The organism is Nocardia sp. NPDC102475, from assembly GCF_055584605.1.
On the sequence record NZ_JBVJLS010000005.1, the window covers coordinates 61351 to 75313 of the forward strand.

The window sequence follows — 13963 nt, forward strand, 5'->3', positions numbered from 1 at the left end:
ATCTTCGGCTGACGATGGGAATTCCGTGCATTTGTGGAGCTACATCCGAGGACGGGGCGAGGTTCTGGCGTTCCTGACGTATCAGCATGCCTCCCTGGCGTTTCAGACGGTGCTCATGGGGACTGTCGTGGCTGTCCTCATCGCGGTGGCGGTCTATCGGCTTCCGCTGTTGTCCGCGCTTTCGCTGACCTCGAGCCGGGTCGCGCTGACGATTCCTTCGCTCGCGCTGTTGGCGCTGCTGTTGGTCCCGTTCGGGCTCGGTGTGGTCCCGTCGTTCATCATGCTGGCGTTCTTCGCCGCATTGCCGGTGATCGGCAATGCGATCGTGGGCCTGCGGTCGGTGCCCGCGTCGGTCGTCGAATCCGCACGCGGGATCGGCTTTTCACGATGGCGCATTCTGCTGACCGTCGAATTGCCCATTGCCTGGCCGGTAATCCTCACCGGGATCAGGGTGTCCACGCAGATGATCGTCGGCGTTGCCGCCATCGTCGCTTATGTTCTCGGCCCCGGCCTCGGATCGCTGATCTTCAACGGCCTTTCACGGCTCGGCGGGGCGAATGCGCTCGAAATGGCGCTGACGGGAACGATTCTCATCGTCCTCATCGCGTTGGTGTTCGACGCGCTCCTCGTCCTGCTCGGACGCCTCACGATCGCAAAGGGACTGTCATGACCAGCCAACCCGCGCCGACCGCACCGGAGCGCAATGTCACCGGTGCGTCCATCGAGCTGGATTCGGTTGTCAAGCGCTACAAGGGCCAGGCGAAACCGGCGGTCGAGCGGCTCGATCTGGACATCGCTGCGGGCGATATCGTCGCGTTCGTCGGCCCGTCCGGCTGTGGCAAGACGACCACACTCAAGATGATCAACCGGCTGATCGAGCCGACCGAAGGCCGGATCTTCATCGGCGGCCGCGATGTCACCAGGGAAGATCCGGACAAGTTGCGGCAGTCGATCGGATATGTCATCCAGTCCGGCGGGCTGTTCCCGCACTGGTCGGTGGCCAAGAATGTCGGCGCCATCCCGCGGGTGCTCGGATGGGACAAGAAGCGGATCGCCGAGCGGACCGAGTATCTGCTCGATCTGGTCGGTCTCGATCCGGGCACCTTCGCCGAGCGGCTGCCCAAGGATATGTCCGGCGGACAGCAGCAGCGGGTCGGCGTCGCCCGCGCGCTCGCCGCGGACCCGCCGGTGCTGCTCATGGACGAGCCGTTCGGCGCGGTCGATCCGATTACCCGGGTTCGCCTGCAGGACAGTCTGATCGCGATCCAGCACGAACTCGGTAAGACCATCGTTATCGTCACCCATGACTTCGAGGAGGCCACCAAGCTCGGCGACAAGGTGCTCATTCTGTCCGAAGGCGGTCACGTCGAGCAGTACGCGCGCCCGGAAGAGATCCTCACCGATCCGGCCACACCGTTCGTGGAGGAATTCGTCGGATCCGGCGCGAAACTGGCCTATCTGACCGTCTCGCGGGTGCGCGATGTCGCTTACGACAAGGTGCTCACCGCTCGGGTGGGGGAGTCGGCGCAGGGGGTGATCGAACGTGCGAAGGCCGCCGGACACACCTGGATAGTCGTCGTCGACGAGGCTGGGCGGCCCCGGTCGTGGCCCTCGCTTACCGAGGTCGCGACAAAACCGGAGGTCTCCGACTTTCTCGATCGGCGGTTGCCTGTCGTCGCGCGATCCTCGACCCTCAACGACGCGCTCGACGCCATGCTCGCGACCAGCCAAGGTGCCGCGCTCGTCACCGACGGCCGCGGCGCGGTGGTCGGCTCGCTCAGCATCAACTCGGTGACGGAGGTGATTCGGGCCAAACTCGCCGAGGGGACCGTCGATGGCGAGGACCTGTCGTACGAGACGTACGTCGATGGAACCGATCCGGCGCCGACCCCGGTGGTGGCCGCCGACGACGAACCCGGATCGGCCGGGCAGTCATGAATCGGCTGCGCCGCATTCCGATCGACGTGTGGTTCGAACCGCTCGTCATCGGTGTCATCGCGGCCGGATACGTCATCTGGTATCGCTCGACGACTTTCACCGCGACGGAGCGGGCGTCCCTCGGCTGGGCCAATCTGCAGACCACGATTCTCGCCCACATCAAGCTGACCGTGGTCGCCACGGTGATCGTTGTCGTTGTCGCGATTCCAGTGGGCATCGCGCTGACCCGGCCCGCGCTGAAGCGGTTCGAGCCGATCGTCGTCAATATCGCGAATATCGGCCAGGCCGCGCCCGCGGTCGGTCTGCTCGTCCTGTTCACCTTCTGGTTGGGCACCGGATTCCGCACGGCGATAGTCGGTCTCGTCGTGTACGCGATCCTGCCCATCCTGCAGAACACCATCGTCGGGCTGCGGCAGGTGGATCAGCGCACGATCGAGGCCTCGCGGGGTATCGGCTTCTCCGGCACGCGGACACTGTTCCAGGTCGAGCTCCCGCTCGCGGTGCCGGTGATCCTCAACGGTGTCCGTACGGCGCTGGTAATCCTGGTCGGTACCGCGACATTGAGCACCTTCATCGGCGCGACCAGCCTCGGCACGCTGATCACGACCGGCGTCACCCTCTTCCTGCCCAAGCTGCTCATCTCCGGCGCGATCCTCGTCGGACTACTCGCATTGATCATCGACTGGCTCGGCAGACTCGTCGAACTGGCCGCGACTCCGCGAGGTGTGTCATGAGATCGCCACTGGTCATACTGGTTTCGGCACTCGTCGCGACAACGGCGATGCTCACCGGATGGGGTCTGGTGAGCTCGTCCGGAACATTCCACGATGCGCGGCTGCCCGGCGGCGAACGGCCGCTGGACGGTGCGAAGCTGGTCGTCACCTCGAAGAGCTTCACCGAGGGGGTATTGCTCGGCAAGATCACCGCGACCTACCTGGCCGCGGCGGGCGCTCACGTCACGGACCTGACCGGAGCGCCGGGTTCCGCATCGTCTCGACAGGCCCAGCTCAACGGCGATGCCGATGTGCTGTGGGAGTACACCGGCACCGGTTGGGTCAACTACCACAACGAGACCGAGACGATCTCGGATCCGAAGGAACTCTGGCAGCGAGTCCATGACATCGAGAAGCGCGATCACGACCTGGAGTGGTTGCCGCCGGCCAATTTCAATGACACCTACGCATTCGGCGCATCGACGCCGAATGCCGAACGCCTGCAGGTGAAGTCGCTGTCCGAGGTCGCCGCGCTCCCGGTGCCCGATCGAACCTTCTGCGTCGACGATGAATTCTTCAGCCGCTCCGACGGTTTCATTCCGATGCTGCAGAAGTACGGGATCCCCTACAACGATCCGAACGGTGTTCCTTCCGGCAATGTCACGCGCATGGACGCCGGTGTCGTCTACACGGCGACGGCCAAGGGCGCGCCGTGCAATTTCGGCATGATCTACACCACCGATGGTCGGGTCAAGAACCTGAATCTGGTCGTCCTCGACGACGACAAGAAGTTCTTCCTGCCGTATAGCGGTACCGCGGTCGTGCGTGGCGTCGTCCTCGACCGCTACCCGCAGTTGCGAACCCTGCTCGGCACGATCTCCGAACACCTCACCGACGAGCTGATGCAGGACCTCAACGGCCGCGTCGATATCGATGGCGAGGATCCCGCCGATGTCGCCTACGGCTGGCTGAAAAGCGAGAAGCTGATCGAATAGCTAATTGTCGACCGGGGGTTGCAGGCTTATGCGGTCGGCGAGGGCGTCGACGGCGTCCGCGTCGGCGTAGGCCTCGGTGGTCAGTTCGAGGAATGCGGCCCAGCGGTTTATGCGTGGTGTCCAGCGTTGGATAAAGGCGTGGGCATGGTCGAACTCACCTTGCGTGCCGCTTATTCGCGCACGAGCGGCAGCTTCGGTGGCGGACTGTACGGTGTTCTGGGCCAATGCCAATTGTTCTCGGCAGTGGTCGGCGTCCGGGACTTCCTCGCGCACGGTGTCGGCTTCGACGCGCAGGTTGAGGATGAGTCCGGCCAGTCGTGGGTCGGCGGGTCCCGACCGTGGGGCGCGGGTTCCCGCGGCGATGGCTTTATCGCGGCGTTCACGTCGTCGCCGTTCCCGTTTCTCGGCCAGCGCCACTTGCTTACGGTAGGTCTCGGTGTCCGCGACGGTGACCACGGGATAGGTCAATACTGCTGTCGCCGAAAGCATTTCGACGCCATTGCCATCGCAGACCTGGATGGTGACCTGCTCCAGCGGCCGGTCCGGATCGGATTCGTCCTCGAGGCGGGCGTCCAGGACCGCGTTTCGGTATTCGATCATGATGTCTGCGACGACCCGGTCGAACACCGCGGTACCGACCTCGATGTGGTTGGTGCAGGTGCGGCCGGTGCAGTCATCGGGAATGCCGAATTCGCCGTCACCGGAGTCGACAACGGATTTCCCGATCGGACCGCTCCCGACAACCTCCCAGGTGTAGGTGTTGGATTGCGCTACTTCGGCTCGCTCCACACAGTCCTCGGACATGGCCTGACCGTACTTCATGAAGGTGCCGCGAATCGGGTTGTTCTCCGAAGCCGTCGAGATACGCCGCTGAGCCCGGCGCGTCGGCGCGGACAGCACCCTCGATCCCATCGGCGAGATCCGTTATTTGTGCTGGTTGCCGGGTATGCGAGCGGTGGAGGTGAGAAGAAAATGATTGCTCTGTTGCTGGTCCTGCTGCTTGCGCTGATCTTGTTCGGCGTTGGGTTCGCAGTGAAGGCTTTATGGTGGGTCGCGATTGCGGTCCTGGTGATCTGGGCGCTCGGCTTTGTATTCCGGTCGGCCGATACCGCGGGGACCCGCGGTCGCTGGTACCGCTGGTGAATCAGCGCTCACCGGAGGGGACCAGTACGCGGATGGGCCTGGAAGAAATCCCACATGATCCGATTAGCGCTGAGCGATGCGGTAGCGCCGACCAGTGGTTCGGGGGCGATCGGCGGCGAGCCCGGCCAGGTGTGCCCGCCGCCCAGCAGCGCGTATAGCTCGACGGCGCCGTTTACGGGGCACGGGTAGCGGAACATGGTGACGTCGCTGGCAATCCGGCGCTCTTCCGGCTCGGGCCCGCAGCCGTTGCGGTGCGCCCACGCGGCCGCCTGCGTCGGGATGCTCGCCGGTCCCGGACCGTCGACGCCGCTCGGCATGGTGCCGCCCCGCCCGGCCGCCGAACCCGAACCATCGGCCGAGGGCAGCAACTGGGCGTTGGGACCGGGTCCGCCGGTGTAGGCGACGAACGGGTCGGCTGTCCCATGGAACGCTATGACGGGTATCGGACGTGCCGGATGGCACCAGGCGAAGTCCTGCAGTCCGGCTACCGGTGCGACGGCCGCGATCCGGTCCGCGAGCTGACATGCCAGCGACGAAGTGGTGAAGCCGCCCATCGACAGTCCGGTGACGAACACTCGCCGCAGATCGACGCACAGTGTCGATTCCACATGCGTCAGCAGTTCCGACAGATAGGCGACATCGTCGCTGTTTTCGCTGAAATCCCAGCGCGGCCAACCGGGTTCGTCGAGTTGGGGGGTGATCGTCGCGAATCCGTGCTCGATTCCGAATTGGCCGACACCGGTGGCGACGTGTTCGATCTGGGCGAGCTCGAGGTACCCGTGGATATCGAAGACCACCGGTAGCGGCGATATCCCTGCGGGAATGTCCTGTACGTAGCTACCCGATTTTCCCGCCGCCGCGAACTGCCCGGTGGACGTTCCCGGGGCGGGTGCAGGTAAGACGCATCCTGCGGAAGCCACTGGATCGTCTGCGTTCGGCTCCTCTGCTCCGGCTGTGTTGCCGCCGCACACGAGTGTCACCGCCATAACCAACGCCGTTGCGGTGCTTGTCCATATCCGGCGGTGCGCCGTTCGTGCCGCGTGGGAAGGATCGTTCTTCATCATGAGAGGTATGTTCTCATCGCCGGGCCTTCGACGGGGCGGGTGTGCCGATGGGTGGCAAGAGCGGCCGAACTTGTCGGTGGCGACCGCAATACTGTCGCGTGCCGATGAATTCGAGCCGCCGGTCCCGTCTCTACCACTGTGGCGAGATCCGATGAATCGGTAACGCGCCACACATATTCCTGTCGAGACGCCTGGAGGTACACCCGATGTCAGCCGAACTTTCCGCCCCCGCCTCGGGAGGGCGGACGCCGACCGTCATCCGGGTACTGGTACTCGCGACCTTCGTGGTGATCCTGAACGAAACCATCATGATCAACGCCATCCCGCGGCTGATGGCCGACCTCGAGGTCACCGAGCGGGCGGCGCAGTGGGTGTCCACCGCGTTCATGCTGACGATGGCGGCCGTCATCCCGACTACCGGCTGGTTCCTGCAGCGGGTGTCGACCAGACGGGCCTATGCCGTGGCGATGGGGGTCTTCCTCGCGGGGACCGCGCTGTCGGCCGTCGCGCCGTCGTTCGCGGTGCTGCTGCTCGGACGGGTCATTCAAGCCGGCGGTACCGCGGTAATGATGCCGCTGCTGATGACCACACTCATGACCGTGGTGCCCGAACAGGACCGCGGCCGGGTGATGGGCAATGTCACCCTTGCCATTTCGGTGGCGCCTGCTCTCGGCCCGGTGGTCTCCGGGATGGTGCTGCAGATCGGTTCGTGGCGTTGGCTTTTCGTACTTGTCCTGCCGATCACTGCGGTCGTCACCTGGCTGGGTCTGCGTCGACTGGAGAATGTCGGTGAACCGCAGGCCGGGGCGATCGACTCGGTCAGCGTGGTGCTCGCCGCGCTCGGATTCGGCGGGCTGGTATTCGGGCTCAGCCGGTTCGAGAGCGACAATCTCATCAACCCGGCCCTGATCGTCGCCGCGGGTTCGGCCCTCATCGCCGTATTCGTTTTCCGTCAGCTGCGCCTGCAGCGCACCGGCACGCCGCTGCTGGATCTGCGGGTCCTGCTTTCCGGCACCTATACGAAGGCGCTGGTGCTGATGTCGGTCGCGTTCATGGCGATGCTCGGCTCGATGATCCTGCTGCCGCTGTATCTGCAGAACCTGCGTGGTCTGAGCCCGCTGCAGACCGGCCTGCTGGTGATGCCGGGTGGGCTGGCGATGGGTCTGCTCGGACCGACGGTCGGCCGCCTGTTCGACCGCTTCGGTGGACGCGTACTGGTCATTCCCGGCTCGGTCGGGATCGCCGCGGCGCTGGCCGGATTCACCCAGATCTCGATGTCCATGCCGTACTGGCAGCTGCTGGCACTGCACATCCTGCTGATGGTGTCGCTGGCCTGCGCCTTCACCCCGGTCTTCACCCTCGGGCTCGGCGCGCTTCCACAGCACCTGTACTCGCACGGCAGCTCGATGCTCGGCACACTGCAGCAGGTCGCCGCGGCCTTCGGCACCGCCCTGGTGGTGACGGTGATGTCGGCCCGCAGCACGGGACTCGTCGCCGACGGCACCGACCCCGTCACGGCCCACCTCGACGGCATGCGTCTGGCCTTCCTGGTGTCCGCCGCCCTGGCACTGGTCGTGATCGCCATGGCGGCGCTGCTGCCGAGCCGGGCGGCGGCCGCCCCTGCGGAGGCAGAGGAACCCGACACCGCGATCCCCGAACTGGTCAAGAGCTGACCGGCACGGCGAAAACCCCTGACTGCATTTGCGCGCCAGGGGTTTTCGTCATTCTCGGCCCGCTGGGATTCAGCCGACGATGTCGGACCAGATCCTGCCGCACTCAGCTCGGATCTGATCGCTCGCCATGGTCGGCACCTGGCCCAGTTGCTCGCGGCGCGACTCGGTTCCTGACGGTGTGCGGGATCAGCGGATCACGAATGGATTTCCGACGGGCGCACCGGAATTGATCCAGACCGTCTTGGTTTCGAGATATTCCCGGATGGCATCTACTCCGTTTTCCCGGCCGATGCCGGAATCCTTGAATCCGCCGAACGGCGCCATGAAACTGACGGCGCGATAGGTGTTCACCCACACGGTGCCGGAGCGAATGCGTTCGGCCATGCGTAGTGCACGGCCGATATCACTGGTCCAGACGCCCGCGCCGAGGCCGAAGCGGACATCGTTGGCCAGGGCGACAGCATCGTCCTCGGCGCGAAACGGAATGACGGCGAGCACCGGTCCGAAGACTTCTTCTTGGGCGATGCGCATCCGATTGTCGACGCCGGTGAAGATGGTCGGTTCGATGAACCAGCCGCTACCGCATTCCGGGCGCGTCGCGGGCGCTCCGCCCAAAGCCAGTGTGGCGCCTTCCTTTTCGGCGATGCGCAGATAGTCCAGCACCTTCGTGTACTGCGCCGGTGTGGTGATCGGGCCGACCTGGGTGTGCTCGGACATGGGGTCGCCCATGCGGGCCGTGCGCGCGAGTTCCACTACGCGCGCGACGAATTCGTCGTGAATGCTGTCCTGGACCAGCAGTCGCGATCCGGCGATACAGGTCTGGCCGGTGGCGGCGAAAATGCCGGAAACGACTCCGTTGACGGCGGCGTCGAGATCGGCGTCGGCGAATACGATATTCGGGGATTTGCCACCCAGTTCGAGACTCACGTGCTTGAGGTCGCGGGCCGCGGCCTCGTTGATCGCGCGCCCCGTGAAATCGGATCCGGTGAAGGTGATCTTGCGGACCAGCGGATGTTCCACGAGGGCCGTGCCGACGTCGGCGCCGAAGCCGGTCACCACATTGATTACGCCCGGCGGCAATCCGGCCGCATGGAACAGCCTGACCAGCTCGATCGTCGAGGCGGAGGTGAATTCCGACGGTTTGATCACCACCGTGCAGCCTGCGGCAAGGGCCGGGGCCAGTTTCCAGGTCAGCAGCATCAGGGGTGAATTCCACGGCGTGATGATGCCGACGACACCGACGGGCTCTTGGCGCGTGTAGGCGAAGTAACCCTTCTTGTCCAGCGGCAGCACCGTCCCCTCGATCTTGTCGGCCAGTCCGCCGTAGTAGTAGAACCACTGCGGCAGATAGCTGAGCTGCCCATACATCTCGGCGAATAATTTGCCGTTGTCGCGGACCTCGAGTTCGGCCAGTCGGTGCGCATGCTCGGCGAGGGTGTCGCCGAGGCGGCGCAGTAGTGCGCCGCGAGCGCTCGCGGTGAGTTCCGGCCAGGGGCCGGAGGTCGAGGCCCGGTGGGCGGCCTGCACCGCGGCGTCGACATCCTCGGCGCTGCCCTTGGCTATGCGGGCCCATGGTTCGCCGAGATACGGGTTGTCGGTGGGGAACCACTCGCCGCCGATCGGCTGATGGTCATGCCCGTCGACGAACATCGGATACTGCTGCATGGCGAACCTCGGTATCGGAAGACTCTGCGACCGATCATGAGTGATGATGAACACAGTTGAGAAATAAAAAGAATTGATGCCCGTATTTCCGGACGGCATATGACGCTGGTGCGTCTGTTCGACCTGAACCGTTCGACGGCAATCGATCTGGTCAATCCGCCGTGGTTTCGCTGCGGTCGACGAGTCGGGCGGAGGGCCACCGCCCCTCCGCTACCGCGGTGCGCACTTGGCGGATGAGTTCGGCCGCAACGACTTCGGCGGCAGCGGCGACGCGGCCGGTGCGCGGTATGCCCAGGACGATCAGTCGCCAGACCTCCGGCTCGCATACCGGTGCGGCGCTGAGCGTTCCGCTGGCGACATCGTCGGCGATGCCGACACCGGGCAGGATCGTCCAGCCGTGCCCGCCGAGCACCAGCAGTTTCTGTAGACGCAGTGAATTGGTCTGGACGGTCACGTCGAAATTCACCTGCGTCCGCGCGGAGGCGCCGTCGATGAGGGCGCGTAGCGCATGCCCTGGCGCGGGCATCACCATCGGATGGGTCGCGACCTCGGCCAAGGTGACAGGGCGGTCGGCATGCAGGTCGGCGCTCGGGGGCGCGACCACCCAGAGCCGTTCCCGCGCAAGCGGTTCGACATTGAGCGACGGTGTGCTGGTGAGGTTGTACAGCAGGCTCAGATCGAGGTCGCCGTCGTCGAGCCAGCGCTGTAAATGTCCGGAATAGCCGGTGAGCACGCGCAATTCGATGCCGGGATGATGGTGGGCGAGCGCCGATACGAGTGGTTCGGCCAACAGGTCGGCGGCGCTCTCCAGCAGGCCGACGGTGACCACCCCGGTGACGACACCGGGCGCCGGGCGGAGTTCGGCGCGGGCGCGATCCAGTTCGTGCAGGGCCCGCCGGGCCCGCTCGACCATGACCGTCCCGGCCTCGGTCGGGCGCATGCCCTGCCGGGTGCGCTCGAACAGTGCGACACCGAGTTCCTGCTCGAGCATCCGTATCTGCCGGGTGACGGCCGGTTGGACCAGGTGCAGCAACTCCGCGGCCTTGGTGACGCTGCCGACCTCGGCGACCGTGACCATGGCCTTCAACTGCTTGAAGTCCATCCGCTCCTCCTGCGCATCGCGAACCGGCATAGTTGTATCAGAACTCGGCATTTTACCCAGGCCGGTATTAGCTCTCATGATGTTAGTGCTGGGGTGCATCGCCGAGGTCGAGAGGAAGTCGTCGTGGACGAGCTCAACGAGGAAGAAGCCGCGATCGTCGCGGTGGTGCGTGACTTCGTGGACCGGGAGGTCAAACCGGTCGCGCAGGAGCTCGACCATACGAACACCTACCCGGAGAAGCTGATCGACCAGATGAAACAGCTCGGGATCTACGGGCTGGCCATCCCGGAACCGTGGGGCGACGCCAAGGTGTCCACCCCGTGCTACGCCGCGGTCACCGAGGAGCTCTCGCGCGGCTGGATGAGCCTGGCGGGGGCGATGGGCGGTCACACGGTGGTCGCAAAACTGTTGCTGGACTACGGAACTCAGGAGCAGAAGGACAGTTACCTGCCGCGGATGGCGACCGGTGAACTGCGCGCGACCATGGCGCTGACCGAACCGGGCGGCGGATCGGATCTGCAGGCGATGCGCACGACGGCCCGCCGGGTCGGCGAGGAATACATCGTCAACGGGTCCAAGACTTGGATCAGCAATGCCCGCCGATCGGATCTGGTCGCCCTGCTGTGCAAGACCGATCCGGCCGCGGAACCCGCGCATCGGGGGATCAGCATTCTGCTGGTGGAGAAGGGGCCCGGATTCACGGTGTCGCGGGATCTGCCCAAACTCGGCTACAAGGGTGTCGAGAGCTGTGAGCTGACCTTCGACGATATGCGGGTGCCCGCATCGGCGCTGCTCGGCGGGGTCGAGGGGGCGGGCTTCGCGCAGATGATGCGTGGTCTGGAGGTCGGGCGGATCCAGGTGGCATCGCGCGCGCTCGGCGTCGGTCGGGCCGCGCTGGAGGATTCGATTCGCTACGCCCAGCAACGGGAAAGCTTCGGCAAACCCATCTGGCAGCACCAGTCCGTCGGCAACTATCTCGCCGATATGGCGACGAAACTGACCGCCGCGCGCCAGTTGGTGCAGTACGCGGCGCGCCGCTACGACTCGGGCGAGCGCGCCGATATGGAGGCCGGTATGGCGAAACTGTTCGCCTCCGAGACCGCCATGGAGATCGCGCTCAATGCCGTGCGCGTGCACGGTGGCTACGGGTATTCCACCGAATTCGATGTGGAACGCTACTTCCGCGACGCGCCGCTGATGATCGTCGGTGAGGGCACCAACGAGATTCAGCGCGGTGTGATCGCCCGCCAGCTGATCAGCCGTAATCGGATCAACTGAGTTGTCCGGCACCGACTTTTCCGGAAGGCACAGTATGCGCCGCCCTCTCGAAGACATCACCGTCGTCGCGGTCGAACAGGCCGTGGCCGCGCCGTTCGCGACCCGTCAGCTCGCCGATCTCGGTGCTCGCGTGATCAAAATCGAACGCCCTGGTGGCGGCGATTTCGCGCGACGCTACGACCAAACCGTCCACGGGGAGTCGAGCTACTTCGTGTGGCTCAATCGGGGCAAGGAGAGCGTCGAACTCGACGTCAAGGATCCAGCCGACCGACGGCTGCTCGATGCGATGATCGCCCGGGCCGATGTTTTCGTGCAGAACCTGGTCCCCGGTGCCGCCGAACGACTCGGACTCGACGCCGAAACGCTGCGCGCGGCCCGGCCCGAGCTGATCCACTGCTCGATCTCCGGCTACGGCCCCGACGGTCCGTATCGGTCGAAGAAGGCCTACGACCTGCTGCTGCAATGCGAGACCGGGCTCGTGATGTCAACGGGCACACCGGAAGTGCCCGCCAAAGCGGGCTTCTCGATCGCCGATATCGCCACCGGTATGTATGCCTACAGCGGCATCCTCACCGCGCTCTACGACCGGGCGCGCACCGGTGCCGGCGCGAGTCTGCATGTCGCGATGATCGATGCGCTCGGGGAGTGGATGAGCCAGCCAGCCTATTTCTCCCGCTACGGCGACGAACCACCGCGCCGCACCGCGGCGAAACATCCATCGATCTCTCCGTACGGTCCGTTCCGCACTGCCGACGGCACCGTATTCCTCGGTATCCAGAACGAGCGCGAGTGGACTGCGTTGTGCGACGCGGTGCTCGGACGCGCCGACCTGATCGAGGATCCGAGGTTCGCGACCAATACCGATCGGGTGGCACACGACGGCGAGTTGACCGTGCTGCTCGAGCAGGCGTTTACCGCATTCGGCACCGACGAGGTCATCGAGCTGCTGGAACAGGCCGGTATCGCGAATGCGCGGTTGCGTACACCTGCCGAGTTCACCGAGCACCCGCAGCTCGCGGCCCGCGATCGTTGGCGGCCGGTGGATACACCCGGCGGGGTTATGCAGGCCATGCTGCCGCCGGTGGTGGGGGGCTGGGAACCGGCGATGCGTGCGGTACCTCGGATGGGGGAGCACACCGCAGCCCTGCGCACGGAATTCGCACCGGCAGAACATGTTTCGAAGGAGTCACTGGCATGACCGAGGTGGTCGAACGCACCGAATTGCTGGTGCCCGGTCCAGCGGAGGCGCTCAGCGGGCTGTTCGGCGTCCCACTGCCGGATCTCGACAAGGGACTTCCGCTGCTGTGGCACTGGATCTACTTGCTCGAACGCCCCGCACAGGCGGATCTGGGACCCGATGGTCACCCGATTCGCAATACCGTTCCGGCGCCGCCGGGGCCTGGACGACGCCGGATGTGGGCCGGAGGGCAGGTGCGCACCCGCGGCGCGCTGGTGTGCGGCGAACCGGCGACGAAACGAACGACAGTGCTGTCCACACAAGATAAGCAAGGGCGCAGCGGCGCGCTGACCTTCGTCGTTGTCGGCCACCAGATACTGCAGGGCGATCGGATCGTCGTGGACGAACGGCAGGATATCGTCTACCGCGACGCCGTCGAGGCGAGCGGAGGGTCCAGCGAACCGGAACCGGGCCAGGAAGCGAAAGTCCCTCCTGCCGAAGACGAATGGGCCATCGACACCTCGCCGACCCTGCTGTTCCGGTACTCCGCGCTCACCTACAACGGCCACCGCATCCACTACGACCGCGACTACGCCCGCGATGTCGAGGGCTATCCGGGTCTGCTCGTGCACGGACCATTGCAGGCGATGGCCATGGCCGAGGCCGCCCGGACCCGCGGCTACACCGCTGACCAGGTCTTCGACTATCGGCTGCGGTCGCCGCTGTTCGACCACCAAGGGCTGGTCGTCTCGGCGACCCCGCGCGACGGTGCGATTGCGACCGTCGCGCGGGACGGTTTCGGACGGCAAACCGCTACCGGGACATTGCATCCCGCCGACTGACGACGTGGTGGTCAGCGCCAGGCTGCACAGCGATCAGGCGTTGGCCTTCTCGTACGCCTGGGCTACTTCTGCTGAAATCCGTCCGCGGGCTGACACCGCGATGCCTTTGGCGCGGGCCCAGTCGCGGATGGCGACGGTGCGGGCGCGGTCGTTGGCCGTGCGCGAGGTGTGGTTCTTGCCCCGGGCTGCGCGGCCGATTCTGCGAGCGCTCGAGGCCCAGGGCTCGAAGATGCCGCGCAGCTGGCCGGCGTTGACGGTGGATAGGTCGATCTCGTATTCGACGCCGTCGAGGGCGAAGGCCACTGTTTCCTCGGCAGCGGATTTGCCGTCGAAGTCATCGACGAGCGTCACAACGACCTTGCGTGCCATGGGC

Annotated in this window: 14 protein-coding genes; 9 read left to right on the forward strand and 5 right to left on the reverse strand. The window is 65.4% G+C overall.

Annotated elements, in window-relative coordinates; translation table 11 throughout:
* Positions 1 to 25: 25 nt before the first annotated feature.
* Genes ACZ60G_RS10885 through ACZ60G_RS10900 form a run of 4 tightly spaced genes read left to right on the forward strand, consistent with a single transcriptional unit; the run spans position 26 to position 3646 of the window.
* Entirely contained in the window at positions 26 to 670 is a 645-nt protein-coding gene (locus tag ACZ60G_RS10885) for an ABC transporter permease (RefSeq protein WP_465809284.1), read from the forward strand.
* Positions 667 to 1938: an ATP-binding cassette domain-containing protein gene (locus ACZ60G_RS10890; protein WP_465809286.1), complete on the forward strand. Its 1272-nt coding sequence runs from the start codon at positions 667 to 669 to the stop codon at positions 1936 to 1938. Before ACZ60G_RS10885 ends, ACZ60G_RS10890 begins: the two co-directional genes overlap by 4 nt.
* Positions 1935 to 2672: an ABC transporter permease gene (locus tag ACZ60G_RS10895; protein WP_465809288.1), complete on the forward strand. Its 738-nt coding sequence runs from the start codon at positions 1935 to 1937 to the stop codon at positions 2670 to 2672. Before ACZ60G_RS10890 ends, ACZ60G_RS10895 begins: the two co-directional genes overlap by 4 nt.
* Positions 2669 to 3646 carry a glycine betaine ABC transporter substrate-binding protein gene (locus ACZ60G_RS10900; RefSeq protein ID WP_465809289.1) on the forward strand — a complete coding sequence of 326 codons (978 nt, stop codon included), beginning with the start codon at positions 2669 to 2671 and terminating at the stop codon, positions 3644 to 3646. Before ACZ60G_RS10895 ends, ACZ60G_RS10900 begins: the two co-directional genes overlap by 4 nt.
* Here the strand turns inward: ACZ60G_RS10900 and ACZ60G_RS10905 are convergent, their stop codons facing one another.
* The gene (locus ACZ60G_RS10905) at positions 3647 to 4558 is read right to left on the reverse strand and encodes a hypothetical protein (protein WP_465809290.1); all 912 of its coding nucleotides are present in this window, start codon (positions 4556 to 4558) and stop codon (positions 3647 to 3649) included. It lies immediately after the preceding gene.
* 60 nt (positions 4559 to 4618) lie between these two features.
* Here ACZ60G_RS10905 and ACZ60G_RS10910 point away from each other — a divergent pair, with 60 nt between their 5' ends.
* Positions 4619 to 4789: a hypothetical protein gene (locus tag ACZ60G_RS10910; protein ID WP_387283708.1), complete on the forward strand. Its 171-nt coding sequence runs from the start codon at positions 4619 to 4621 to the stop codon at positions 4787 to 4789.
* An 8-nt stretch (positions 4790 to 4797) separates the two neighbouring features.
* Here the strand turns inward: ACZ60G_RS10910 and ACZ60G_RS10915 are convergent, their stop codons facing one another.
* Positions 4798 to 5586 (reverse strand): CE1 family esterase, encoded by a 789-nt coding sequence (locus ACZ60G_RS10915; protein WP_465809292.1) that lies wholly within the window; start codon positions 5584 to 5586, stop codon positions 4798 to 4800.
* 473 nt (positions 5587 to 6059) lie between these two features.
* Between ACZ60G_RS10915 and ACZ60G_RS10920 the strand changes: the two genes are divergently transcribed.
* Entirely contained in the window at positions 6060 to 7526 is a 1467-nt protein-coding gene (locus ACZ60G_RS10920; protein WP_465809294.1) for an MDR family MFS transporter, read from the forward strand.
* Positions 7527 to 7712: 186 nt separating this feature from the next.
* On the opposite strand, the gene ACZ60G_RS10925 is transcribed toward ACZ60G_RS10920, so the two are convergent.
* A complete protein-coding gene (locus tag ACZ60G_RS10925) occupies positions 7713 to 9191 on the reverse strand; it encodes an aldehyde dehydrogenase (protein ID WP_465809295.1) in 1479 nt (492 codons plus the stop codon).
* Between the two features lie 151 nt (positions 9192 to 9342).
* Positions 9343 to 10293, reverse strand: a complete 951-nt coding sequence (locus ACZ60G_RS10930; protein WP_465809859.1) for a LysR family transcriptional regulator — start codon at positions 10291 to 10293, stop codon at positions 9343 to 9345.
* 123 nt (positions 10294 to 10416) lie between these two features.
* Here ACZ60G_RS10930 and ACZ60G_RS10935 point away from each other — a divergent pair, with 123 nt between their 5' ends.
* Genes ACZ60G_RS10935 through ACZ60G_RS10945 form a run of 3 tightly spaced genes read left to right on the forward strand, consistent with a single transcriptional unit; the run spans position 10417 to position 13590 of the window.
* On the forward strand, positions 10417 to 11571 hold the full coding sequence (locus ACZ60G_RS10935; RefSeq protein WP_465809297.1) for an acyl-CoA dehydrogenase family protein: 1155 nt from the start codon (positions 10417 to 10419) through the stop codon (positions 11569 to 11571).
* 34 nt (positions 11572 to 11605) lie between these two features.
* Positions 11606 to 12769 carry a CaiB/BaiF CoA transferase family protein gene (locus tag ACZ60G_RS10940; RefSeq protein WP_465809300.1) on the forward strand — a complete coding sequence of 388 codons (1164 nt, stop codon included), beginning with the start codon at positions 11606 to 11608 and terminating at the stop codon, positions 12767 to 12769.
* Positions 12766 to 13590: an HTD2 family dehydratase gene (locus tag ACZ60G_RS10945; protein WP_465809301.1), complete on the forward strand. Its 825-nt coding sequence runs from the start codon at positions 12766 to 12768 to the stop codon at positions 13588 to 13590. The genes ACZ60G_RS10940 and ACZ60G_RS10945 overlap by 4 nt, the downstream gene beginning before the upstream one ends.
* A gap of 33 nt (positions 13591 to 13623) precedes the next feature.
* Here ACZ60G_RS10945 and ACZ60G_RS10950 read toward each other — a convergent pair whose 3' ends face one another.
* Positions 13624 to 13959, reverse strand: a complete 336-nt coding sequence (locus tag ACZ60G_RS10950) for a histone-like nucleoid-structuring protein Lsr2 (protein WP_465809303.1) — start codon at positions 13957 to 13959, stop codon at positions 13624 to 13626.
* Positions 13960 to 13963: the final 4 nt, after the last annotated feature.

Bases quoted from the DNA above. Each gene is read 5' to 3' on its own strand.
- ACZ60G_RS10890 (WP_465809286.1), top strand. From the start codon at position 667: ATGACCAGCCAACCCGCGCCGACCGCACCGGAGCGCAATGTCACCGGT.
- ACZ60G_RS10895 (WP_465809288.1), top strand. From the start codon at position 1,935: ATGAATCGGCTGCGCCGCATTCCGATCGACGTGTGGTTCGAACCGCTC.
- ACZ60G_RS10900 (WP_465809289.1), top strand. From the start codon at position 2,669: ATGAGATCGCCACTGGTCATACTGGTTTCGGCACTCGTCGCGACAACG.
- ACZ60G_RS10905 (WP_465809290.1), bottom strand. From the start codon at position 4,558: ATGGGATCGAGGGTGCTGTCCGCGCCGACGCGCCGGGCTCAGCGGCGT.
- ACZ60G_RS10910 (WP_387283708.1), top strand. From the start codon at position 4,619: ATGATTGCTCTGTTGCTGGTCCTGCTGCTTGCGCTGATCTTGTTCGGC.
- ACZ60G_RS10920 (WP_465809294.1), top strand. From the start codon at position 6,060: ATGTCAGCCGAACTTTCCGCCCCCGCCTCGGGAGGGCGGACGCCGACC.
- ACZ60G_RS10925 (WP_465809295.1), bottom strand. From the start codon at position 9,191: ATGCAGCAGTATCCGATGTTCGTCGACGGGCATGACCATCAGCCGATC.
- ACZ60G_RS10930 (WP_465809859.1), bottom strand. From the start codon at position 10,293: ATGGACTTCAAGCAGTTGAAGGCCATGGTCACGGTCGCCGAGGTCGGC.
- ACZ60G_RS10940 (WP_465809300.1), top strand. From the start codon at position 11,606: ATGCGCCGCCCTCTCGAAGACATCACCGTCGTCGCGGTCGAACAGGCC.
- ACZ60G_RS10945 (WP_465809301.1), top strand. From the start codon at position 12,766: ATGACCGAGGTGGTCGAACGCACCGAATTGCTGGTGCCCGGTCCAGCG.
- ACZ60G_RS10950 (WP_465809303.1), bottom strand. From the start codon at position 13,959: ATGGCACGCAAGGTCGTTGTGACGCTCGTCGATGACTTCGACGGCAAA.